This window comes from Pseudomonas sp. ES4 (genome assembly GCF_050586665.1).
Taxonomy (GTDB): Bacteria; Pseudomonadota; Gammaproteobacteria; order Pseudomonadales; family Pseudomonadaceae; genus Aquipseudomonas; species Aquipseudomonas frederiksbergensis.
The window spans coordinates 116,485-139,272 of record NZ_JBOBDO010000011.1; the positions used below are offsets into that span (position 1 = coordinate 116,485).

A 22,788-nucleotide genomic window follows, 5' to 3' on the forward strand; every position below is an offset into this window, starting at 1 on the left:
GGCGGGTCGCATGAGTAAGTATCATGCCTATCCCGAATATAAGGATTCGGGGGTTGAGTGGCTGGGCGTCATACCTGTCCATTGGCACTCTACGAAAATTAAATATGGATATGAAATTACCCTTGGTAAAATGCTACAGAAAGAAATGAAGGCTTATGATGATGAGCTTAAGCCATATTTAAAGGCTATAAACATCCAGCCTGAAGGTGTTTGGCTGGATGTGGTTGAAAATATGTGGTTTTCTCAAGGCGATTTGAGGTCACTAAGATTGGTTGGTGGTGACGTTCTTATAAGTGAAGGGGGCGATGTAGGTAGGGCTGCAATCTGGAAGGATGAGCTGCCTGAGTGTTATATTCAAAATGCAATCAACAGAGCTAGACCTCTAAAAGATAGAAGCTCAAGCTATTTGTATTACTGGATGGTCATGCTCAAATCATCTGGATTTATAGATATTCTTTGCAATAAGGCTACCATTGCTCACTATACGGCTGAAAAACTTGAGTCTAGCCAGCTATTTATCCCTCCATTCAAGGAGGCAGGTTTAATTTCAGACTTCCTTGATCATGAAACCGCCAAAATCGACACCCTGATCGAAAAGCAACAACAGTTTATCCAACTGCTAAACGAAAAACGTCAGGCTATGATTAGCCATGCCGTCACCAAAGGCTTAAATACCAGCGCCAAGATGCGGGAATCGGGTGTTTTAAGTATCGGGCAAATGCCAGAGCATTGGACGCTAAAGTCGCTGTCTTTGGCATCCAAAAAGTTGGCTGTTGGTTTGGCAATGTCAGTAACGGACTGTTATGAAGAAGAAGGTATTCCAATTATTAGAAATCAAAATATTAAGGAAGGGTACTTTGATGGGAGTGACATGCTGTATTTAAATCCAGTTTTTGCTGAGGCGCAGGCTTCAAAAAAAGTAAAGGCTGGGGATGTTGTAATTGTTAGAACGGGTTCTAATGTTGGGTTGGCTTGCTGTGTTCCGGATGAGTATGATCAATGCCATACGTTTACAACATTAATCCTTACTCCTTCTGATGAGCTGGTAAAAGAATACTTCACGTACTGCATGAATTCTGCGTACGGAAAAGCAGAAGTAAACAGATTAAAGTTTGGCTTTGGCAAAGATAATCTTAATGTTGGCGAACTCCGAACTATGCACGCATTGCTACCTGGCGTTAATGAACAAAAGGAAATAATTTCTTATCTAGATCAAGAAGTCGCCAAGATTGAGTTAATGGTTAAGAAAGCGCATATCGCAATCGAGTTGATGCAAGAGCGCCGCACCGCCCTAATCTCCGCCGCCGTCACCGGCAAAATCGACGTCAGAGACTGGGTCGCGCCGCAAGCCAGGCAAACCAGGCAAACCAACAAGGAAGTAGTCGCATGAATGGATTGGCTGGCGCTAAGGCCAACGAGCTGACCTTTCAAAACGACATGCTTAAACACTTGCTGGCTAACGGCTGGCTGCTGGGCAAAGCGTGGGCAGCGTGAACGGCGCAGATGCGGTAACTGTTGCCACACAGACGCTGGACGAATTAATCCAGCGCCCCTTGGCCATCCCCGAGTACCAACGCCGCTATTGTTGGGGGCCAGAGCAGGTGGCGTTGTTGTTGGCGGACATCGACCAGCAGTTCAAATCCGCCGAAGCAGGCAAGCCTGATGCTCCGCCAGCGCCGCTGTTTCTCGGCACCCTGATCCTGCATCAAGAAACAGATGAAACTACGGCTACTAAGGATTATTTGGTCGATGGCCAGCAGCGTTGTCTAACGCTGGTGTTGCTGCTGCATGCGCTGGGGCAGAGTGAGCCAGCAGTCGAAAAATTGCTGCAAGCGCAGTTTACCGACAGCCAGTCGCAGCAGAGCTTGGCGGCTAACTTTGCGCACATTAAGCGTTACCTGTCGACTGAGCCCGGTATCAAGCTGCAAGCCGGCAAGCAAGAGCTACTGAAGAAGCTGCAATTTGTGGTGATTAGCATCGCCTCGATTGATCAAGCCTTTGCTTTTTTCGATAGCCAAAACACCTCTGGCAAACGCCTCAGCGACTTTGACCTACTCAAGGCCCGGCACTTGCGCGCGGTGGTTTCCGACGACAGCGTCGGTATTGGTTGCTCGCACCTGTGGGAGGCTTATGAGCAGCAAAAGGTCGGTAACGGCCAACGTTTGGCGTATTTTTTAACCGAACAAATTCTGGCGCGTACACGCATGCGCCAACGCGGGAAAAAAGTTGACCACTTGCTATTGGTCAAGGAATTCGCGGTACAGCTGCCCAAGCCTGATCTGAAGTCCACCGTTTGCAGCCCCAAGACGATTCAACTTTCGCCACCCACGGCGGTGAATTTTTATCGCGACTGGGAGGTGGGTTATGAGGCTAAAGACGGGGTTGATGCGTTCACATTCACCACACAAGTGAGTGTGCAGGGCCAACAGATTGCCGTGGAAGAGCGCAACCTCACGCGTTTGCCGCTTCAGTTGAATCAGCCGCTATTGGGTGGAGAACAGTTCTTTTTTTATATTGGTAAATACACCGAGCTGTATAAGCAGTATTTCCCGCTGGATATTACTGCGTGCGAGCAAAAAACCGTCGAATCGGCAGAGCCCACCACGGAACACGGGCGCTTACTGCAACTGCACCGCCTAGTTGAACAAGGACAAGGTGCTGGCTATGCACTGCTAATTGAAATATGGCTGGCGATGCTGGTGTTCTATCTGGATCGCTTTGCTGAGGATGAGCGCTTTGCCGCCTTTGCTGCGCTGGCCGATCAATACGTGTTCAGCCTGCGCATTAGCGAAGCCCCATTGTTCCGCAGTACCGTAGAAAATCACTTTTCTGAAAGGCATGTTTTTGCCGACTTGCTGCAGTGCCCGTCCTCGCTGCAGGCCTTAGCTTTGATAAAAAAGCTGAGTGGCAAGCAGGCTCAAGTGCTTGAGCAGTTTGGCCCCGAAAAAGTCATAAAAACCCAAAAGCGGCCCGTGATACATCGGTATATCAAAACGTTCAAAAACCACTACTCAGCAGGCAAGGGCGCACATGCAGAGCATCGCAGCGCACTCGCCACGGTTCTGTACAGTACGTTTTTCAAGGATGAACACCATGCCTAGCCCCGGTCATGAACTGACGGCAAATAAGTACAGTGCAGAGCGCATCGTCAGTGGCGGCAGCGATAACAATATTCCTGCGCTAGACAAGCCTTTCTTGATCCCGATTTACCAGCGTCTGTACACCTGGGAAGCGCAGCACGTCGACTGTTTACTCACCGATTTATGGGAGGCTTGCCAGCAACAGGCCGCGGCTGAGTATTTTATCGGCGCGGTGGTCGTTAGCCCTAAGCTTGACGATGGCAGCCTGGAACTGATCGACGGCCAGCAGCGCATGACCACCTTATGGCTGATTGCCTCAGTGCTAGTGAGTGCGTCTGATCTAAGTACTGAGTCGAAACAGCAGTGGCAGGCGTTTATGGCGGTTGGAACCGGACAATCGGCAATCCCTCGCCTGGATTTTTCTGGTCGCGAGCAAGACAAAAAGGCGTTAGCAGGCTTTATGAACCATTGGCAGTGTGGCTGTGGTCGCGCTGAATGCAATGGCTGGCTAAAAAATGAGGCGATGATTGTTGCCCGCAAAACGATCATCAACTTCATCAAAAAGCTCGCCAAGCAGCCGCAAGTTGGGCATGAGCCGACAGCGGCTTCAGAGTTGCAGGCATTCAGTGGCTATTTATGGTCCAAGGCCACCTTCGTTATTGGCCAGCTGCACAGTAACACCGACAAAAATCGGTTCTTCGACAGCATGAACAGTCGCGGTGTGCAGTTGGAAAAGCATGAAATTCTCAAGGCGCGCTTGCTCAACGGTATGCCAGAAAACGAGCGGCAGGTTTACGCCTGGGCGTGGGACCTGTGCGCCGATATCAACGGTTATGTGAAAGGCAGCGTGCAGGCCGAACTCGACTATGGGCGAGGCGCTACGAATATCGACACTCCGCTATTGAGTGGAGTACATGCCAAGGCGTTGGGGGAAAAGGGCACTGGCGAAGGCGCAGCGCGGACGCTAAAGGACATACTTGGCGGCGAAGGCCTGAAAGCCAATACGGTCAGTACCATTGACAAGGTATCCGTGGGGCATAAAAGCCTGGTCAGTTTTCCGGTGTTTTTGCTGCATGTGTTGCGGGTGTTTCTCGGCACAGACAGTGCGGGGGCCCAGGTGTCAGTCGATCATAAAAAGCTGATTGCTGAGTTTGATAAGCACTTTCGCGCTGGGGTCGAGCGAAAGCCACTGGCGGACAAAGACCAGTGCAAAGCCTTTATCCATTGCCTACTGCGCTGCCGCCTGCTCATGGACAACTTTATGATTAAAGGCCATGTCGATGAGGGCAGTCATGCAGCGGTGCGCTGGGAGATAGCCTCGGCTTTTTCGGGTGATCCCGGCAAGAAGGGCCGTGCCAGGCGCACGGGTAAAGAGTGGGATTCGATCAGCATGCTGCAAAGCATGATGTATTTCAGCCAAGATCTAACCCGCGCACCTTGGCTGACGCAAGCGCTCAAGGATTTGTACAAGCCAGAGACAGATCTGGATAGGGCCGGCGCAATGCTTTACGCGTTAAAGCAGCAAGACGCAGGCTATGCGCAATCTGTGCTAAAGGGTATGAGCTTGTATGTGGTGCTGGGGCTTGCTGATCCGGATGCTGCAAAGCCGAATGATACCGATCAGGAGGTTAACGGCTTAGGCACCGACACTGCGCATTACTGGTTTTACAAGCTGGAGTATTTGCTGTGGGAGAAGTGGTTTAACTCCGAGGATGCTAGCGATAAAGCATCGAAGCCCGCACTATTGAACAGCAAGGGCACTTACCGCATGCGCCATGTGACCTCGGTTGAGCACGTTAGCCCGCAAAGCAAGAATACCGGCAAAATTACGCAGCTGGATCGCTTTGGGAACCTGGCCTTGCTGTCTATTGGCGAGAACTCCAGTTACAGCGATAAAGACCCAGTCGAGAAAAGGGGCGCATTTCAGGCGAGCCTTGAGCGTGAGCTTATTCAATCGTTGAAATTGGCGCATGTATTTTCAGCCGATCACGGCTCTGAGTGGGTTTGGAACGATGCCGCCATGGATGAACATGAGGCGGCCATGATGGAAATTTTGATCGCTGCACATCCGCAGCTAACGCAAGGAGCGACCGCATGAGCAAGGCCGGCGAGCTGACCTTTCAGAACGACATGCTTAAACACTTGCTCGCCAACGGCTGGTTGCTGGGCAAGGCAGAACACTACAACCGTGAATTGGCCCTGTACCCAGAAGACTTGCTGGGTTTTGTTAAAGAAACCCAGCATGAGCAGTGGCATAAATTCTGCGCGTTGTACCCCAGCAACCCCGAGCAGCACTTTCTGGAACGGGTCGCCAGCCAGCTGAATAAAACCGACCCGAATGCCGCCAGTAAAGACATGCGCACCTTCGGCACCCTGGGGGTGTTACGACATGAACTGCGGCATCGTGGTACACGTTTTAGCCTGTGTCAGTTCAAGCCCGAGCATGATCTGAACCCAGATACCTTGGCGCGCTACGCCAAGAATCGCTGCCGGGTGGTGCCGGAGGTGGTGTATTCACCTTGGGCCAGCCAAGAGCACTTAGAGCTGACTGGCAGCAAAGCCAAAGCTTGGCGGATTGACTTGGTGTTGTTTGTTAACGGCTTGCCGGTGGCCACGCTTGAGCTGAAGTCCGAATTTAAACAGGCCGTACAGAACGCCATTAAGCAGTACAAGACCACCCGTTTTGCCATCGACCCCACCACCAAAAAACCCGAGCCGCTGCTGACTTTTAAACGCGGCGCGCTGGTGCACTTTGCCGTCAGCCAGTACGAGGTCTATATGGCCACGCGGCTGGAGGGCGCGGCTACTTACTTCTTGCCGTTTAACAAAGGCACCACGGCGGGCGGTGCCGGTAACGATGTGCCGGCCGACCTCAATCAGTACGCCACCGATTACCTGTGGAACGAGGTGTTGCTGCCGAGCAACTTGCTGGCGATTCTCGGCTACTTTGTGCACCTGCAAATCGAAGAGAAAGAAGACTGGGAAGGCCGTAAATACAAAAAAGAAAGCCTGATCTTCCCGCGTTATCACCAGTGGGATGTGGTGAATAAACTGGTTAACGCGGCGCGCACCGAAGGCCCAGGGCATAAGTACCTGATCCAGCACAGCGCAGGGTCGGGTAAGTCCAACTCGATTGCCTGGGTCGCCCACCAGCTGTCGTCGATCTACAATGCGCAGGGCAGCAAGCAGTTCAACTCGGTAATCGTGGTGACCGACCGCACCGTGCTGGACGACCAGCTGCAAGACACCATCAATCAGTTTGAACACGTCGATGGCGCTGTAGGGCGGATCAATAACAAGGAGGGCGACGGTTCCAAGTCGGAGAAGCTCGCCAGCGCCTTGGAAAACTCCCAGCCGATTATTATCGTCACCATCCAGACCTTTCCGTACGTGCTGCGTGCCATCGAAAACAGCGTCAGTCTGAAAACCCGCAGCTACGCGATCATTGCCGACGAAGCCCACTCCTCGCAAACCGGCTCGACCGCACGGCAACTGAAAGAAGTACTGATGATCGAGGCCAGGGCCGATGGTGAGGATGAACTCAGCTCTGAGGACATTCTCGATGCCGCCGTGGCCTCACGCAAAGCCTCGAAAAACCTCAGCTACTTTGCCTTCACCGCCACGCCAAAAACCAAAACGTTGGAGTTGTTTGGCCGTTTACCCAAGCCCGCCGAACAACCGTCGAAAACCAATAAGCCCGAGGCCTACCATGTGTACAGCATGCGTCAGGCCATCGAAGAGGGCTTTATTCTCGATGTGCTGAAGAACTACACCAATTACAAAGTGGCCTACAACCTGGCGCAAAAAATCGATAAGGCCGATCAGGAGGTCGAAAGCAAAAAGGCCAAGGTCAAGCTCAACCAGTGGGTGCGCCTGCACGAGTACAACATCGCGCAGAAGGTGCAGGTGATCGTTGAGCACTTTCGCAGCAACGTCATGGGCCTGCTGGGTGGGCAAGCCAAAGCCATGGTGGTCACCAGCTCGCGCAAAGAAGCGGTGCGCTACAAGCTGTGTTTCGACAAGTACATCATCGAGCAGGACTACCAGAAGATCCATGCCATGGTGGCGTTCTCCGGTGAGGTGGAATTCGTCGAGAAAGACCCCAACTCAGTGGCGCTGCTGGGCAACAAATACACTGAGAGCAACATGAACCCCAACCTCAAAGGCCGCGACATGCGCAAAGCCTTTGATAGCGACGATTATCAAGTGATGATCGTCGCCAACAAGTTTCAGACCGGCTTCGACCAGCCAAAGCTGTGCGCCATGTATGTGGACAAAAAGCTTGGCGGTGTCGAGTGCGTGCAGACCTTGTCGCGCTTGAATCGCACCTATCCGGGCAAGGCAGAAGTCGGCACCTTCATCTTGGATTTCTTCAATGAGCCGCAGGAAATTCTCGATTCGTTTCAGCCGTATTTTCAGACGGCAGAGCTGGCGGATGTGTCCAACCCAGACTTGATCTTCGACCTATTTGAGAAGCTCAACGCGGCGGGCATTTATAAGTCGAGCGAGGTTGAGCAGTTCTGCTCGGCCTTCTTCGTCAAAAACAAAAGTAACGCGGCAATTGCCAATATTTGTAAACCAGCGGTGGAGCGCTGGACGAAAAGCTACAAGCTGGCGGTTGACGCCTACGCCCACTCGAAAGATATTTTTGCTCGGATTAAAAAGACCGGCGATGCGGTGTTGATCGCCAACGCTGAAAACGACCTGAAGGAATGTAAACAAGCCAAGGACGCCCTGGATATCTTCAAAAAGGATCTGGGTACCTTTGTGCGCTTTTATGAGTTCATGTCGCAGATCGTCGATTACGACGACAAGCAGCTGGAAAAACTCAGCCTGTACGCGCGCAACCTCAGCCCAATGCTGCGCGAAAGCGCGGTGGATGAGGATGATATTGACCTCGATAGCATCGTGCTTAGCCATTACCGAGTGTCGAAAATACGCCAGCAAGACCTCAAGCTAAAAGAAGACGCGCCCGACTATAAATTGGTGCCGGGTGAGGGGCTTGGCTCCGCCACGGCCAAAGACAAAAAAGAAGAGCTGCTCTCGCAGATTATCGAACGGCTCAACGAGCTATTTGTCACCGATGAGCTGACCGACAAAGATATGGTGAATTACGCCTACACCATCCGGGATAAGGTCAGTGAAAACCACTTGGTCATGCAGCAACTGGCCAACAATACGGCTGAGCAAGCACTGCTGGGTAATTTCGCCAGCGCTGTCGATGACGCGATCATGGACAGCGGCGGTGCCCACCAGAACCAGATGATGCAGCTGCTATCTGACCCGAGTAAGGCCCACAAATTTGCGCGGGTGGTGTTTGATTTGCTCAAGCTGGCGGAGTGATGGTTCTTTGCGCTTCGCGTAGAGGCGACGGACCAGCACCCGTTGATAGCCAGTTGCGTGTTTCACTACGAGTTTGGGTTTATTCACCCCTTTGCCGCTGGCAATGGGCGCATGGGTATCATCGATGTGCTGAACAGGGAGTGATTCCTGGTTGCAGGGCATCGTGCACAGGCGTCAGGCCAGCACCCCATGCAGTGCAATCGTAAGGCCGCTTGCAAGCGGTCAGGAATGACCGCTTGTGGCCGTTCTCCGCCGGTCGTCACTACGGCGTGTGCTGGTCAGGTTGAATGCAATTCGACTGGTCAGTGACAATGCAAATGGTCAAGTCCATGCAATTACGCAGGCTCACATTAAAAACCGACGAACGATCACCCGGCCATGTAATGCCACCGTTTTCCAAGGTCTTCCAGCACTACCGATTGGCGCAAGAGTCGCCCCAAAAATGCTGTTGACCGCGAGCAGAACGAGCGTTACACCAGAACCGTACCAGCGCTGTCCTCGACAGCACCCAGGTAGCCAGAACCTTTGAGGCTACGCCACGCCGTGGTGGTTCTCCCCAAGTGCGATTAGCGTCCGGCAGCTCGCACGGTCACTACCCATGTGATGGATGCCACTTCTTCCAGAATGCCCACTGCGGCAACTGATGCCCCCTCCTGGTTGCTCTGCAGCAACTTATCCGCTTGGCCATTTCTTGCGCCAACCTGTGCCCGTCTCTTTGCCCCCTAAAGAGACGGGCGCATTTCACACTGCTGCAGCCCTGCTCGCACGGGTTTGCGGCTTTCCCCCCTCGTGACAATCGGCGTGACAAACACCGAATGCTCACTCGCCACAGCGATGCCAATGATGGTGCCGCAGCCCAAGAAATGGACTGCACCTGACTGACAGTCAGGCATGCCCCGGTCATCACCTCGCTGCCTTCACCTGACTCAGGATCTCGCGGCACCGGTCTCGTCAGCCAGTGCAGCCTCCACCCGCCCACCACTATCGGTGTTCAGGAGGCTAGATCATGAAATGCCCAAGCTCCCGGTCGTAAGGAGCCGCCAGTCCCGCGTTAGTGGACAACCCTCACAGGTCGCAGGGGCCTTGATCCCTGATAACACTCAACAACCGTGGCGGGATGAGTGAGGACGAAGTCGATAATCTCAGGAGAAGTGCGATGCAACTGTGCGCAGCGTTCGAGCCACCACAACCGTTGCTGGAATACCAGCAGGCGCCACTACCCTACCCGGTCGAAGCACTCGGGGATCTGCTGGGCCCTGCGGTCGAACGACTGGCCGAGGTGATCGGCGTGCCCTGCGCCATGGCCGCGCAATCGGTGCTGGCCAGCGCTGCCCTGGTGAGTCAGGGTCATGCCAATGTCGAACTCGATGGCCGAACCTATCCATTGTCCCTCTACCTACTGACGGTGGCGTCCTCGGGTGATCGCAAAAGCGCGGTGGATCATCTGGCACTGAAAGCGGCGCGCGACTGGGAACGACAGCAGTGGACTCTGTATGCGGAAAAGCTCAAAGCCTATCGCGCCGCTACCAGCATCATGGCCAAACCCAAAACCTCAACGGAGCGTGCAGAGGCGAAAGGCGGTGAGCTGTCCGAGCCCGTACCGCCGAGACTGATCATTGCCGAGCCCACCATTGAGGCCCTGGTCAAAAGTCTGTGCAATGGCTTGCCCAGCATGGGCTTGTTCAATGATGAAGGTGGCCAGTTCTTGGGCAGCAGCACCATGAGCAAAGAGAATCTGCTCAAGGCGATCACCACCTTGTCGACACTGTGGGATGGCAGCCCGATCGACCGGGCGCGCTCCATGGCGGGGGAAAGCCTGCGGGCCTATGACCGCCGCCTCAGTCTACATCTGATGCTGCAACCCTACCTGGCCAACCAGCTGTTCAAAGACCCGGTGATCAATGGCCAAGGCATCCTCGGCCGTTGCCTGATCAGTTGGCCCGAGCGCCTGGTCGGCCAGCGGCTCTACAAGGCGATTGACCTGAGCCGGGATGCCAAAGTCCAGCGCTACCAACAACGGATCACCACCCTGCTGCAACAGCCCTGGTCGATTCACCAGGATGGTTCACTCAATCCCGCCACACTGGAGCTGACTGCCCGTGCCCGTCGTGCCTGGATTGATATTCACGACACCATCGAATGTCAGTCTGGCGAGTTCGGCGAGCTGGCCGGCATCCAGCCTGTCGCGGGCAAGGCCGCGGCGAATGTACTGCGTATCGCGGGTGTGCTGGCCATGGTTGAAGAGGCCAGTGCGTTGGACGAAGCACACATTCAGCGCGCCTCCACGTTGATGGATTACTACCTGGCCGAGATCCAGCGCCTGACCGAACAGGAGCCGGTCAATAGCCGATGCGAAGAGGCAGATCGCCTGCTGCGCTGGCTGGTGCAGAAAGGCTGGACTCACTTCACCATTCGCGACGTCAATCGCAACGGCCCTCGTTTTGCCCGCAAGAGCGCTGACCATACCGCCTCTTTATTGGTCGTGCTGATCACTCATCGCTGGCTGAGCAGCCGCGACGGAAAAACTTTCGAGGTCCGCCATGTTTCGCCTCAATGACGCGGTGCGCCGCTACCAGGCGCAACATCGATCGCAACTAGAATCGCGGCGTGTCGCCGCCTCTGTCGCCACCCTGTCGCCACGCGCCAGGCCAGAAACGACGCGGGTTGTCGCCACTGTCGCCGCTGTCGCCACACCACCCTTGGAGCCTACCAACCTCGCCCTGCTGATTGAGCAACTGCGTGAGGAAGGGGCACTGCTGCAACACCACGAGAACGCCCTCCTGATCCGCCCGACACACTGGCAGCAGGTGGACAGGCTCAGCCCTCACTGGAAAGCCTTGCTGCTCTTTCTGCAAACCAACGAAAACGGTGATGACGATGGCCCTGGTCGGTCGGCGTGAGGGTCGCAACTTTGGCTATGGCCGCCAGCTGAGCTACGCCGGCCCACAAGCGCTCAAGGATTTGTTTGCCGGTGGCCACTTCGCCACGGTCAAAGCGCATAGTGATCGCTGGCAAGCGTTCGTGCGTTGGTGTCGATCAGAGGACGGCCCCGGTTACAACGATGCGCGCCTGATCGATCGAGAGACGCTGCACGACTACGCCGCGTACCTGCGCCAGCAGGTCCAGCAAGGTGGACTCTGCATCGCTACCGCGCAGAACCGCCTAAGCAGCGTCAACCGCACCCTCGCCGCGCTGCGCGGTGATCAGGACGTGAGGATCGCCAGTCCGAGCCAGGCGTTAGGACAGCAGCGCTCGAGCGTACGCACCCGCGCGCCGGATGGCCAAGACCGCCAACAGGTACAGCGAGTACTTGAGGTACTTGGCGAACAGCATCGCGAGCGGGTGGTCGCGATTGTCCTGTGGGCCCGAGCAACCGGTATGCGCCTGCGCGAGGCGATCCTGGCTGACCTGCCACGCCTGCACCGCGAAGCCGAACACTTAGGCCGCATCAACATCCAGGACGGCACCAAAGGTGGCCGCTCAGGGGCTTCAGCGCCGCGATGGATCGAGGCAAATGAAGAGGTGAAGGCGGCACTGCAGTTGGCTCGTCATGCATCGCCGCCCCGCAGCCGCAACTTGTTGGCCCGAGACGAAAGCTACGCCGCGTTCCTGCAACAGACCGTGCTTCCCGCCCGCAAAACGCTGCATGAACACGGGCTGAAGGGCTTTCATGAACTGCGAGCAGCCTACGCCTGCGAGCGTTACGAACAGCTCACTGGCCACGCCGCGCCGGTCAATGGTGGCCACTGCTATCGCATTGACCGCGACCTTGATCAACAGGCGCGGCAGCAGATCAGCGCTGAACTCGGGCATAACCGGATCAATGTAGTGTCGGCCTACATTGGAGGTCGAGCGTGAGCAAGCCCTTTGATATGGCGCTGTTCCTGAGCGGTGTACTGACCGGCTCGAAGGCTACTCAGCAACGTCACCTACGGCAAGCCCGAATCATGCAAGCGGCCATTCAACAGCGATGGCAGCGCGATAATCCCTGGACCTGGCAGCTCAAGCATGTGCGCTGGTTTTTCACTCAGCACCTGAAAAACCACTCCGATACCACCCGGTATTACTATCGGCTCACCGCTCTATTGGTCTGGAAACGATTAGGAAATGACCGAGAAATGCTGATCGGTCGCTCGAGCAGTCGTAGGTAGGCAGCCTTCCAGTCCCACTTGTCCGCCTTCATCTATCTCAGCGCGGACATCCTCGAACTGATGAACCTGCTCGAAGAACACCACGGAAATGGCAAAAAACGGCCAAAAGCAATGGGATGGACTCCTCCTCACTTCGGCATCTTGAGTGCCAGACTGAAAGTGCGAACCACAGTCAACAGTGAGAAGGAGTCCACACATGAAGCTTATGCGAATTGGGGTCGACCTGGCCAAGAACGTGTTTCAGATCCATGGCGTGGATTGTCATGAAAAGCCGATCTGGCGGCAGCGGCTACCACGTGATCGCTGGCTTCAAACGGTGCTGGAAAAGGTCGAACCTGGTTGTGAGATCGGCATGGAGAGTTGCGGTGGGGCCCATCATTGGGCGCGGCAACTCGAAGCTCTCGGATTTCGAGTCAAGCTGATCGCCCCTTAGTTCGTTAAACCTTATGTCAAAAGCAACAAGAACGACGCGAACGATGCCGAGGCGATCTGCGAAGCGATGAGCCGTCCCAGCATGCGCTTCGTCGCCATCAAGACGATCGAACAACAGGATATCCAGGCGACGCATCGCATCCGGTCCGGCTTAATCGAACAGCGGACGGCCAAAGCCAATCAGATCCGTGGGCTGGTCGCCGAGTATGGTCTCGTTGCACCGAAGGAGTTGCTGATGCTGCGTCGTGCAACACCATGCTGGCTAGAGGATGCCGATAACGGTTTGACGGCACGCTTTCGTCGTCTGCTGGATGGTTTGTGGGACGACCTTCGTGCGCTGGATGGGCGTGTATGCAAGCTCGACGGCGAGATCACTGCGATCGCGACAAACGAGCCGTCCGCCGTTCGCCTTCAACAGCTGCGCGGTGTTGGTCCAATGATCGCCACAGCGCTCGTCGTCGCTCTCGGTGATGCCCGTCAGTTTGCCAATGGCCGACAGTTTGCCGCCTCGCTGGGACTGACACCGAGGCAACACAGTTCTGGTGGTAAGGATCGACTGCTCGGTATCAGCAAGCGCGGTGATACGTATCTACGAACATTGATGGTGCATGGCGCACGCTCGGCGCTACGCACAGCCAAATCCAAAGAGGATCGGCTCAGCCAGTGGGCCGTTCGTTTAGCCGAGCGATCGCATCCCAATGTGGCCGCTATTGCGCTGGCCAACAAAACTGCACGCATGGCTTGGGCGATGCTGCGTCACGGTACTGATTACCAACCGAATCAGGCAGCGGCCTGATCTATTTACCCGGCGTGTTCTACGAGAGAAACAACTCTTAACCACGATTGCGAAGCAACCTGAACGATGGCAAACCGGTCGAACCGGCGTCGGCAAAACCCTCGAATGTCCAAGTGCGAAAAGCACGAAAAAGCGATCGGGAGCCGGCGCGCGAATAGCCCATCATGGCCCTGCATCGAAACGATGCCGTATTAAGAGGCCGAATATACGTGTGCAGTCGGCACGGGCGCCAAAGCAATGGGGCTTGCAATGAGGAGGAGTCCATATACGGACTGTGGACACGCCGCTTGCGACTTCGTAATCTGCCCATAGGTTATATCGCTTTTTCTCCTCCCTTCTGTCGCGCTTCCGGAGCGACTCCCAGACAGTTGAAGGAGTCACGCGTAGATACGGAATGGTGTGCGACAGAAGTGGCGTAGAACTACCCAAAATGTGTCGTCTATTTATAGTTAGGTACCTCATGGAGATTGCTTTGGACGATAAAGTAAAACAATGGGTAGAGATGGAAGGCTACCCCTTGGAGTTCTCTACAGCTCATAAGTTTAAGAAAAGAAAATTTTCGGTGGAACAAAGCTACTTTGCAAAAGATAAAGATGGCAAGGCCAGAGAAGTTGATGTGCTTGCAACAGCAAACTACCCACTTGGTCGTTCGTTCCTGCGAATTAAACATGTAGTTGAATGTAAATGGAGTAAAGATAAGCCTTGGGTGCTTTTTAAAGACGAGAAACGATTTGCAACGTCGGCATTGGCAGCTCAGTTAATATCTTCATCTGCGGGGCAAGCTATTGCCTGGGTAGCCGCTGGAAGTGAAGAGCTTAAAAGCTTAGACATGTTCAGGGAAGAAGGTTTTTCATTCTCAGGAAGACAGGCTTTTTCAAAAGGAAATGATTTGTTTTATCAAGCGGTCCAAGGAGTGGTCTCAAACTGCTTAAATATTACCAGAACTTACGATGACTATGAATTTAAGCCAGAAGATCATCTTTTGGCAGTGATTGCTCTACCAGTAATCGTAATTGACGGAAGCCTGTTTGAAGCTACGTATGCCTCCGACAGTGATGAGCTGAAACTGGAAAATATCAGTCATGCTCGTTTGCGCTGGGCAGGAAACGAAGGGCGCCAATTAAATACGATAATTGACATAGTGTCGTCAGATTACCTAGATACCTTTCTAGATAATCGAGAAAAAGAGCTAAATATCCTAATGAACTGCTTTGGGAAAACTTTGGCACAGTTGATTCAGTGTTTTCAAGAAAAAACAGAGAAACACTTAGTGATCACCGAAGGGCCAAGGGGGATATCTGGCAGACCTAAGTTGTTGCGGCAACTGAAAGAGGTGGCAATGCCTGACAAGCTGAGCTCGGACGTATCTGACGATCCGGTGAGCTAGGCGTTAGGTTTCGGCTTGGGCGCATAGGTGGTGATGCCTGCATCGTGACAAGCCAGAATTTGTTCGCTTTTGAAGTAACCTCGGTCAGCCACCACCGACAACTTATCTGACCCCATCGCCTCGCGGGCCTGCTTGGCCATCAAGCTGAGTTGATCGCGGTCGGAACCGACTTTGGTCACCTCGTGCGCGACGATCAGATGGTGCTGCGTACACAAACGATTGTCGTGCGCGACTCAAGTGATTGCGCGCGGGGTCGATTTAGATGGTCCAACCAAAAGGAATGTTAATGATGAGTTCACGTATTGCCGTTGGTCTTTTTGCATGGGTGATGGCCACTGCAAGCATTGCCGCTGCCAAGCCAGAGAATGCCGAATCGTTTCCACACATCCCAGCGATGATGCATCAGCAGATGAAGCTTGGAAACACGGTCGTCTACGATGGAGAGATCGACACCGCAATTGATCCAGGGCCGCAATACGTTTTTCAAGTCCGCGTTGAAAACGATGCCCCATACAGCTCTTACGCGCAGGAAGGTTATGTCGCGACAATGCAGGCTGGTGAAAACAATCTGGCCCAAGTTCAAATGTTCACTTATTTGATCAGGGATGTGCGGGCCGATGGCTCGGCCAAAATCGATTTGATCATCACTCGGCGCGACCCTGCCCGCAAGCTCGATCTCTCTGAGCTCGTACAGGCGATAATCACGATTGGTCAGCGCCACGACATGACCACGTCCAAGGGCACGCATCTGGCACTGCTGGTACAGCCTGACGCACATTAGACGTTCATACGAGGCGAGGTCGTCTTTGAGCTTTTAGCCGCAACGTATGTGTCCGCGTATTTTTGCGCGGTCATTACCGCGCTCATGGCCAGGACACCGCTGCGCCGAAGAGCCAATCTCTATCCGTTTTCACTCAGGCCAAGTGCCGCCGTCAGAACCGGTCCTAAGGAGCTGCTGTGGGATTTAAATTGAAAGATGGTGAGAAGATCCATCTACCTCCCGCATTCTTGAACGCCTTCACTCGGTATGACTATGTGCCCCCTGGGATCGATCGAACTCCAGAAGACATCATCAAATCGATTGAAGATACGCGCGACGTATTCCTTCGGCACAAAATCAAGATCAGGAGGGGTAACTCTCTTGATCAACTGCTCACCCGGGCTGAGCGTGAGACCAGAAAACGCACCAAACTGACACGCACGGCTATGGATCTTCAATACGTAATCGCCCTGACGGGGCTGTTCATCGGGCTCGCGGATGAAGAAGGGATCAGGGTGCCACTGGATCGCATCGCCAAGAGTGAGATGGACACCAGTTCGGCTAAGTTTTCGCAAGGCAAAGATGCGATATGGGAATTAGCATGCATGGCCAATTTCAAGATCGGGGCCATGAAAGTACGCCTCGACGAGCCCGATCTGGTGACTGATGTTGGCCAAGGCGACTACGGCGTTGCATGCAAAAAGATCTATTCCGAAAATAACGTTGAGAAGTGCATTTCAAATGGCGTTGGCCAGATCGCCAAGGCTCAGATGCCCGGAATTGTTGCACTGAATATCGACGAACTCGTCATCCCCCCTGGGCGGATGATGTATGCCTGGGATCAGGAAACTCTTCGAGGAATTCTACAGGGCTACGCCACGGATTTTATGACGCGACATCGTGCGACCCTGAACAAATATGGAGAAGATGGGACTTGTGACGGCTTTATCATCAGCGTTTCGCGAGCGGGATGGTTGCTCGATAGGCAGCATTTTGCGTACATATCCGTAAATGTTCACTCACCTGCGAAAGGCGTATTGGCGCCGGGGAGTGTGCGCATGGATCAGATGGGGCGACTGACGAGTAACGCAGAGGGGTTGGAAGATTGGGTTGCGAAAGTGGGTGGGAAAGCGTTTGGCCTTTAAATGCCGACAACGCGCTCTATACATGGCTCGCTGTGGTTCCCCATCAGGGGATTGACTAGTTCCAGAGCAAATCTAAGTCCACAGGCCTGCACACTGGAGACCTTTTACAAATCACCTGTTCCAGCGGAGCCCCCCTCTGCTCTCGGGAATCTTTCGTTTGTACCGAGTTGAAATGGGCCCGTTCCAGCTTCACTCAGAAAATCGCTTTGATCGAGACCAGTTGACCGTTTGTCCTTGGCAGATTTCCGTGCGTCTTGCTCTGCGATGAATGTGCTCAAAGTATCTGCGTCATAGATAAGATCGCTAACACAAAACCTTGCTCGCTATTCGTACTACTGCGTACGTAACTGAGTAGAGACTACGGACGACGCTGTGCGCTCGGGGCAAGCAAGGTTCAGATCTCCCATGAACTGCACGTGACTGGGGATATGCCAAGCCAGGTATGCAGCCGCCGGGGTTGAGTTCCTAGGATTTCACCCTGACGGCGAGCCTATGTTGAATAACTTTGCCACAGGCGTGGGCTGTATTTCGGTGATCGACTCTTGTCGGACGTGAGACCGATCAGAGTGGCGGTGAAGGCTTGCTACGCCGATGGATCTGTCTGTGCAGTGAAAGTGCGCTGCGCTGAGCATGTCGCGCGGTTTTGTCCTTGCTACTGCGCCCGCAGGACACGCAAAATGCGGCCACAACGACTGAATCCGACTTTTTGCCTGCAAACGTAGGCGATTTCTCAGTGCTAGAGACTGAGCCCTTCCCGAGGCAAAACAGATGATTTACTCACCGCACTCGCTCCTGAAACTGGTCCGGGATGGAAAACTAATCAAGCATCTTGCCCACCGTGAGTTGACTACCCCGGAAGGCGTTGGATTTGACCTCAGACTCGCAGGCCTCTCTCGCCTGACAGTAGGGGGTGGAAGCTTGCGAGAATCTACGCGACGCACCCCTGCCAGCGAGGTCATGCTCGCAGACCCAGATGACTGCTTCGTCATGGAACCGGGCAAGACTTATCTGGCGAGCACCATGGAAGAATTCGATCTTCCGGAAGATCTGGCTGCGCTTTTTTTTCCGAGAAGCACGCTGTTCAGAAGCGGGATAACGTTCAGTTCCAGTGTGCTGCCTCCAGGTTATGTAGGGCCGATGACGTTCGCGCTCACCAACCATCACAGCGAGGCGTTTGAAATTCAGATTGGTGCGCGCTTTGCGCACGTCATCTTTCAGGCGGTATCCGGGGATATCGGCCGGTATAAAGGACAGTGGCAGGGTGGCCGCGTCTCGCAGCCCAAGGACGAAGGACAAATCTGATGAGTGTGTTACAGATCAAAGGGCGTACAACGAAATCTCACACGGATTTTGACGCGGCATCGTACTCCAGCAACAGCCTTATTCTCACTAATGCGCGGGACGAGAGAATCGAAGAGTTTTCCCTCGAACTGTCCGTGGGTGAGGGGTGGAGTGATAACTATTCTGGCAACGACAAGAACCTGTGGCGCATCGTCGATGGCATGACGATCAAGGGCCACGATTCTGTGGTGGTGGAGGCCGCTGAAGAAATCAAGGTGCCGCACAATCGATACGGCATCGTCCTGCCGACGGGTAGTCTTTTTCTTTCACGCGGGGTGCTGGTTGCTTCGGCGAAGGTCGAACCTGCATTTGATGGCAAGCTCAAGCTCAGGATATTCAACACCACCAACAAGAATGTCTACCTGACCAAAGGCGAAAAGCTGGGCTCTGTGATTTTTTTCTCCACAGAATCGACGCACACCCAGAACCCCATCAAGCGTGGCAGTGAAATATCGACGCTTCCCATCACGCGGGGCGCGCGATTGAAGAAGTGGTTTTCGCTCAATCCCACCATATGGGTCGGGTGGACGCTGAACTTAATCGGAAGCTCCTTGGTGTCTTCTCTTATACTGTACGCCATCTATTACAAGACGGTACTGGAACACCAATCGCAGCCTCCTCAGGCACAACAAAGCGCTCAGCCATCGCAGAATGAAGTTAAGCCCAAATGATTGTCATTGATAAAAATCTAGAACACCTTGTTGCACAATATTCTGTATGCGAAAAAACCTTATTTGATGAGTTTTCTCTCAAAATTCAATTGGGGCATACGTATTACGAGCCAAAACCTTTGCCCGTCTCTGAAAGCATCGTATACGGGTCGCATCCAGCTCCTTCGACCGTTTTTTCGGAACAAAAAGAAATTCAGCAAAATTTGGTGCTGAAACCTGGTGAGCAAGTCATTACCTGCAGTAAACATCGATACAAAATACCGTTGGATTATTTTGGTTTGGTGCAAACCAAAGGAACCCTTGCGCGGTTGTTCGTGCAAGTAACCTGTAATGACGGTCAGGTAGAGCCGGGGTTCGACGGGTACATAACCCTCGAAATCATCAATATGTCGCCTTGGACGATCGAAATACCGGCCGTCAGCGATATAGCACAGCTTTATTTGATGAAATGCAGCTGCACCGCATCTGAGCCATACCACGGTCGGTATATGGATGCTGCCAAAGAAGGACCGACCCTCGCAGTGTTTCGAAAGTAGATCGCCTCACCGCTGCGGTCGACGCAGCGGGTGAAGATTGTCCATTGAACGCTTCCAGTATTACCTTCGTATGCGTAGGGCTAAGGTATTACGCAGCGGGGGCACCCATATACACACCGGTTGTTTAACTGGCCGAGGGACGTATTGGGTGAACGAACACTGCCTTGCTTAATCAGCGTCAAGGCCCTGGGCCCCAAAAAATCATTCTTGACCAAGGTACCAGATCGGTATGCCGGGTTTACCAGGGTGCAGACCACCCTTTTCGGGAGGTGTGTCGCACATGAACGGTTGCACACGCACAACCTTCTGCCCCGTGGCCTCTATGTATTTAGCGGTTAACTCGCAATTATCTGCAAGCGCGTACTGAGACTTCAAAATCGCCCGGCGCTCAGCTTCGACAATTTTGGGGATAGACTCATCGGTTGAGGCTCTGATTTTGTAAGATTTGCCTGGTTCCAGAATTTCGCCATCCGTATTGCTTACCAAAAACCACGTTTTCGTATTGGTCGTGGCTTTCGATGTGATTTCGAAGGCAACTAAAGTTGCAGGCTTTGACCCGTTGTTGGTCAACATGAGCTGCGCAGTTTTGTAATCACCACCTGTGATGGAGATTTGCAGTTCTGCTCGCTGAGCATCGAACAATCGCTCCACAGGTTTTGTGGCAGCGATTGATAATAGGCTGAGGACCAACGCAACCACTGAGGTTGGAGAGCTCACGAACCTTCGCCAGCCTTGGGGCTGGCCGCACTGCCGGCAACGAATCGCATGGACATGAATGATTTCTTTGCAGGCGAAACAGTGCTTTTCCAGGCTTTCCACGCATTTCCTTAACGAGTCGATTCAAACCATGCATCGTCAGAAGAATTGGCAGCCAATACTGACTGCCAACCCAGATCGTTCATGGATGTTATCGACCGAGATCTTGTTCCACAAAGCTGTTGTGCGGTTTTTTTAGCTTCAGCCGATCCCGCAGCGTGCCCGGTGCGTACTCGCTACGAAAGACGCCGCGCGCTTGAAGCAAAGGGACGACTTGTTCAGTGAACCGATCAAAGTCAACCGGGAGGAAGGGGAACATCAAGTTGTAGCCGTCGACCGCACCGGCCTCGTATAACTCTGAGAGTTGATTAGTCACCTGTTCGGCAGTCCCGATGACCAACCAGGTATTGGAGCTGATTACCAGTTGGCGCCCAAGCTCTCGGATGGTGAAGTTTGGGTCATAGCGTTTGATAAGCTCGAGCTCCGTTCGTATCCCATAGAACTGCGCCGCATCAGGCAATGGCGGTAACGGGCTGGGGCGTCGATTCGGCTAAAACGGAATGTCGGTGAGCGTCTGCTATTGGCTGTGGTCCGTCGCGACAGGTAGAAAACGGCCAGAAGCGGACTGTGACTTAGGTCGGATGTAGTCTGATAAAAAAGGCGAGCTAAACTTCGCCTCGCTCAGATTTAGCTTTAAATGAACCTAAAATATTGATGATTCGAACGATAAGATGGTTACACGGCTTTGTCGGTATGATTATGCCGGATTATATATTGCGCTAAAAATGTTCCTTGCCCGCTTGCGATTTCGTCCCGGACAAGTGGCATAAGTTTACGCACACTTGCATGGTACTCAGCATTATTATCCAAAGCTTCGCGAAAGCCAGTATCAACTTCGAAGGGGGATTTGTGGAAAAGTCCATGGCACATCGGTTTCAGCTCTGACAAGCTGACATTTTTTCTGGTAATGATATTTACAACCGCAGTGAGATAAGCGATTACTACAGTATCTATCACCATCCGTTCCTTGCGCGATATGAGTTCGCTCATCTGCGACTGAACAAAAAACATGACTCTATCATCGACTTCGCCTGGCTCTAGGGAGTTGAATCTGCGATTAGCCTCAAGCGCCTTTCCGTCCCTATCTTCTCCAGAGATAAGGACAATCCCGGCCCCCCAGATCGCCATCCCGGTCACAAAGCCAACATTTACTGGTAATAGAAGTATCGTCGGAGCCAGGAATAGCAAGAGAATCCCGATGATTACTGTGCCGAAGCAGAATCCCAGCCATGCAATTTCGGCCGCAATAGCACCAACGAAGACTGCAATCCCACACAACAGGAACAGCAGACCTACTAATTTCTTGCCCATAATTATTTCCTTGTCCGAGCTTGTCCCTAAATGCTGATGATATCGCGGTGATAGCTATTTTCTCAACGCCTAGCTTCCGCTTTGGGTTGGCAGTTGCCCTTCGCGACAGGCAGAAAACGGCCAATAGCGGACTCTAATGCCCGCATTCGTGGCTGGATTGGAGTGCAGCGGAAACCAGTCCGAGAAAAATGTGCGTAAGCACCTAACGATTAAGCTAAGGGGCGGGCTTCAGACAATCCCAGCGAACGAAGTTAGCGATTTTAACCAATTGTTATACATTGTCTATTAGTTCAGCCCTAACAATTCTCAAGGGGTCTATCGTTATGCCATTAGAATTGAAACAAGTATTTGCCCTGTCCGCAGCCTCTACGGGTGGATCACCATCGGCAATTGAATGAAGATACCAAAGCGCCAGCGACAACTCATGTTGCCCGGCCTCTCCTACGAAGGTGACAACATATGGCTTTGTTATTGATCTGTATCGCATGACAAGTTTGTCATAATTTTCACCAAGTAAGGTTCCTGCGATATCTTCAATCATTTCTGGAACATCTATGTAGCTGTGATTGAATCCAGGAGCATGAATCGCTACCTCTTTAAAAAGGACAGCAAAAGGCCCTTCGTCAGCAGGTGTTTGTTTCCCTTGGATTGACATGCTGAATTGATTATTTCCTTTCCTCTCTATTCCAGAAGATAGAGAAATTAGAGCTAATTCTGTCTCTTTCTTTATTGCGCTCTTAGGAAGGATTCCTCTTGTGTGGAAGGAGGCTATGTTATTAGTTCTTGTACCATGAAACCACATCGCTTTAATCTCTGACCTAGAGCTTCCAAGCGCATCGCAAATTTTCTTGTAAATATATTCTTCCGGCTTATATGTGTGATGCTGATAAGGATTGAGTGGCTTTAGCAGTAAGGTAAGAGTCGTTTTATCTGTATTCAAAATTTTACAGACAGTTGACCATGCTGTGTTTTGGTCGGAACAGTCTAAGATCATTTCCGCTCCCATGGATTTGGTCGCT

18 protein-coding genes and 3 pseudogenes are annotated in these 22,788 nt (G+C 53.0%); 16 read left to right on the top strand and 5 right to left on the bottom strand.

Annotated features, from left to right (window positions below; all coding sequences use genetic code 11):
- Window positions 1-10: 10 nt before the first annotated feature.
- The 11 genes and pseudogenes from ACQ4OB_RS14695 (at window position 11) to ACQ4OB_RS14745 (ending at window position 15,189) form a co-directional block, all read left to right on the top strand.
- The gene (locus tag ACQ4OB_RS14695) at window positions 11-1,390 is read left to right on the top strand and encodes a restriction endonuclease subunit S (RefSeq protein ID WP_430955928.1); all 1,380 of its coding nucleotides are present in this window, start codon (window positions 11-13) and stop codon (window positions 1,388-1,390) included.
- A gap of 100 nt (window positions 1,391-1,490) precedes the next feature.
- Entirely contained in the window at window positions 1,491-3,101 is a 1,611-nt protein-coding gene (locus ACQ4OB_RS14700; RefSeq protein ID WP_430955929.1) for a DUF262 domain-containing protein, read from the top strand.
- Complete coding sequence (locus tag ACQ4OB_RS14705; RefSeq protein WP_430955930.1) at window positions 3,094-5,178, top strand: DUF262 domain-containing protein; 2,085 nt, start codon at window positions 3,094-3,096, stop codon at window positions 5,176-5,178. Before ACQ4OB_RS14700 ends, ACQ4OB_RS14705 begins: the two co-directional genes overlap by 8 nt.
- Window positions 5,175-8,423 carry a type I restriction endonuclease subunit R gene (locus ACQ4OB_RS14710; protein WP_430955931.1) on the top strand — a complete coding sequence of 1,083 codons (3,249 nt, stop codon included), beginning with the start codon at window positions 5,175-5,177 and terminating at the stop codon, window positions 8,421-8,423. The genes ACQ4OB_RS14705 and ACQ4OB_RS14710 overlap by 4 nt, the downstream gene beginning before the upstream one ends.
- Window positions 8,424-8,450: 27 nt before the next feature.
- Window positions 8,451-8,540, top strand: a pseudogene (locus ACQ4OB_RS14715) (Fic family protein); the annotation flags it as partial.
- A gap of 1,039 nt (window positions 8,541-9,579) precedes the next feature.
- The gene (locus ACQ4OB_RS14720; protein WP_430955932.1) at window positions 9,580-10,980 is read left to right on the top strand and encodes a YfjI family protein; all 1,401 of its coding nucleotides are present in this window, start codon (window positions 9,580-9,582) and stop codon (window positions 10,978-10,980) included.
- Window positions 10,964-11,323: a hypothetical protein gene (locus tag ACQ4OB_RS14725; RefSeq protein WP_430955933.1), complete on the top strand. Its 360-nt coding sequence runs from the start codon at window positions 10,964-10,966 to the stop codon at window positions 11,321-11,323. The genes ACQ4OB_RS14720 and ACQ4OB_RS14725 overlap by 17 nt, the downstream gene beginning before the upstream one ends.
- Window positions 11,301-12,281 (top strand): integrase domain-containing protein, encoded by a 981-nt coding sequence (locus ACQ4OB_RS14730; protein WP_430955960.1) that lies wholly within the window; start codon window positions 11,301-11,303, stop codon window positions 12,279-12,281. Before ACQ4OB_RS14725 ends, ACQ4OB_RS14730 begins: the two co-directional genes overlap by 23 nt.
- Window positions 12,278-12,574: a hypothetical protein gene (locus ACQ4OB_RS14735; RefSeq protein ID WP_430955934.1), complete on the top strand. Its 297-nt coding sequence runs from the start codon at window positions 12,278-12,280 to the stop codon at window positions 12,572-12,574. Before ACQ4OB_RS14730 ends, ACQ4OB_RS14735 begins: the two co-directional genes overlap by 4 nt.
- A 196-nt stretch (window positions 12,575-12,770) precedes the next feature.
- Window positions 12,771-13,802: pseudogene (locus tag ACQ4OB_RS14740) on the top strand (IS110 family transposase).
- A gap of 472 nt (window positions 13,803-14,274) precedes the next feature.
- On the top strand, window positions 14,275-15,189 hold the full coding sequence (locus tag ACQ4OB_RS14745) for a hypothetical protein (protein ID WP_430955935.1): 915 nt from the start codon (window positions 14,275-14,277) through the stop codon (window positions 15,187-15,189).
- An 11-nt stretch (window positions 15,190-15,200) separates the two neighbouring features.
- Here the strand turns inward: ACQ4OB_RS14745 and ACQ4OB_RS14750 are convergent.
- A pseudogene (locus ACQ4OB_RS14750) lies at window positions 15,201-15,398 on the bottom strand (IS5/IS1182 family transposase); the annotation flags it as partial.
- Between the two features lie 80 nt (window positions 15,399-15,478).
- On the opposite strand from ACQ4OB_RS14750, the gene ACQ4OB_RS14755 reads away from it, so the two are divergent.
- The 5 genes from ACQ4OB_RS14755 (at window position 15,479) to ACQ4OB_RS14775 (ending at window position 19,642) form a co-directional block, all read left to right on the top strand.
- On the top strand, window positions 15,479-15,970 hold the full coding sequence (locus ACQ4OB_RS14755) for a hypothetical protein (RefSeq protein WP_430955936.1): 492 nt from the start codon (window positions 15,479-15,481) through the stop codon (window positions 15,968-15,970).
- Window positions 15,971-16,146: 176 nt separating this feature from the next.
- The gene (locus tag ACQ4OB_RS14760; RefSeq protein ID WP_430955937.1) at window positions 16,147-17,094 is read left to right on the top strand and encodes a hypothetical protein; all 948 of its coding nucleotides are present in this window, start codon (window positions 16,147-16,149) and stop codon (window positions 17,092-17,094) included.
- Between the two features lie 768 nt (window positions 17,095-17,862).
- A complete protein-coding gene (locus ACQ4OB_RS14765; RefSeq protein WP_313925273.1) occupies window positions 17,863-18,396 on the top strand; it encodes a dCTP deaminase in 534 nt (177 codons plus the stop codon).
- Window positions 18,396-19,106, top strand: coding sequence for a dCTP deaminase domain-containing protein (locus ACQ4OB_RS14770; protein ID WP_430955938.1), 711 nt, complete (start codon window positions 18,396-18,398; stop codon window positions 19,104-19,106). Before ACQ4OB_RS14765 ends, ACQ4OB_RS14770 begins: the two co-directional genes overlap by 1 nt.
- Window positions 19,103-19,642: a dCTP deaminase gene (locus tag ACQ4OB_RS14775; RefSeq protein WP_430955939.1), complete on the top strand. Its 540-nt coding sequence runs from the start codon at window positions 19,103-19,105 to the stop codon at window positions 19,640-19,642. The genes ACQ4OB_RS14770 and ACQ4OB_RS14775 overlap by 4 nt, the downstream gene beginning before the upstream one ends.
- Before the next feature lie 201 nt (window positions 19,643-19,843).
- Here ACQ4OB_RS14775 and ACQ4OB_RS14780 read toward each other — a convergent pair whose 3' ends face one another.
- The 4 genes from ACQ4OB_RS14780 to ACQ4OB_RS14795 all read right to left on the bottom strand — a co-directional run bounded on the left by ACQ4OB_RS14780 (window position 19,844) and on the right by ACQ4OB_RS14795 (window position 22,763).
- Window positions 19,844-20,461, bottom strand: a complete 618-nt coding sequence (locus tag ACQ4OB_RS14780; RefSeq protein WP_430955940.1) for a hypothetical protein — start codon at window positions 20,459-20,461, stop codon at window positions 19,844-19,846.
- Window positions 20,462-20,549: 88 nt separating this feature from the next.
- Complete coding sequence (locus ACQ4OB_RS14785) at window positions 20,550-20,918, bottom strand: hypothetical protein (RefSeq protein ID WP_313925293.1); 369 nt, start codon at window positions 20,916-20,918, stop codon at window positions 20,550-20,552.
- Window positions 20,919-21,133: 215 nt separating this feature from the next.
- Window positions 21,134-21,769, bottom strand: coding sequence for a hypothetical protein (locus ACQ4OB_RS14790; RefSeq protein ID WP_430955941.1), 636 nt, complete (start codon window positions 21,767-21,769; stop codon window positions 21,134-21,136).
- A 271-nt stretch (window positions 21,770-22,040) separates the two neighbouring features.
- Entirely contained in the window at window positions 22,041-22,763 is a 723-nt protein-coding gene (locus ACQ4OB_RS14795) for a hypothetical protein (protein WP_430955942.1), read from the bottom strand.
- Between the last annotated feature and the right edge of the window lie 25 nt (window positions 22,764-22,788).

Bases quoted from the DNA above. Each gene is read 5' to 3' on its own strand.
- ACQ4OB_RS14705 (WP_430955930.1), top strand. From the start codon at position 3,094: ATGCCTAGCCCCGGTCATGAACTGACGGCAAATAAGTACAGTGCAGAG.
- ACQ4OB_RS14770 (WP_430955938.1), top strand. From the start codon at position 18,396: ATGAGTGTGTTACAGATCAAAGGGCGTACAACGAAATCTCACACGGAT.
- ACQ4OB_RS14710 (WP_430955931.1), top strand. From the start codon at position 5,175: ATGAGCAAGGCCGGCGAGCTGACCTTTCAGAACGACATGCTTAAACAC.
- ACQ4OB_RS14795 (WP_430955942.1), bottom strand. From the start codon at position 22,763: ATGATCTTAGACTGTTCCGACCAAAACACAGCATGGTCAACTGTCTGT.
- ACQ4OB_RS14755 (WP_430955936.1), top strand. From the start codon at position 15,479: ATGAGTTCACGTATTGCCGTTGGTCTTTTTGCATGGGTGATGGCCACT.
- ACQ4OB_RS14695 (WP_430955928.1), top strand. From the start codon at position 11: ATGAGTAAGTATCATGCCTATCCCGAATATAAGGATTCGGGGGTTGAG.
- ACQ4OB_RS14730 (WP_430955960.1), top strand. From the start codon at position 11,301: ATGGCCCTGGTCGGTCGGCGTGAGGGTCGCAACTTTGGCTATGGCCGC.
- ACQ4OB_RS14765 (WP_313925273.1), top strand. From the start codon at position 17,863: ATGATTTACTCACCGCACTCGCTCCTGAAACTGGTCCGGGATGGAAAA.
- ACQ4OB_RS14720 (WP_430955932.1), top strand. From the start codon at position 9,580: ATGCAACTGTGCGCAGCGTTCGAGCCACCACAACCGTTGCTGGAATAC.
- ACQ4OB_RS14775 (WP_430955939.1), top strand. From the start codon at position 19,103: ATGATTGTCATTGATAAAAATCTAGAACACCTTGTTGCACAATATTCT.
- ACQ4OB_RS14790 (WP_430955941.1), bottom strand. From the start codon at position 21,769: ATGGGCAAGAAATTAGTAGGTCTGCTGTTCCTGTTGTGTGGGATTGCA.
- ACQ4OB_RS14725 (WP_430955933.1), top strand. From the start codon at position 10,964: ATGTTTCGCCTCAATGACGCGGTGCGCCGCTACCAGGCGCAACATCGA.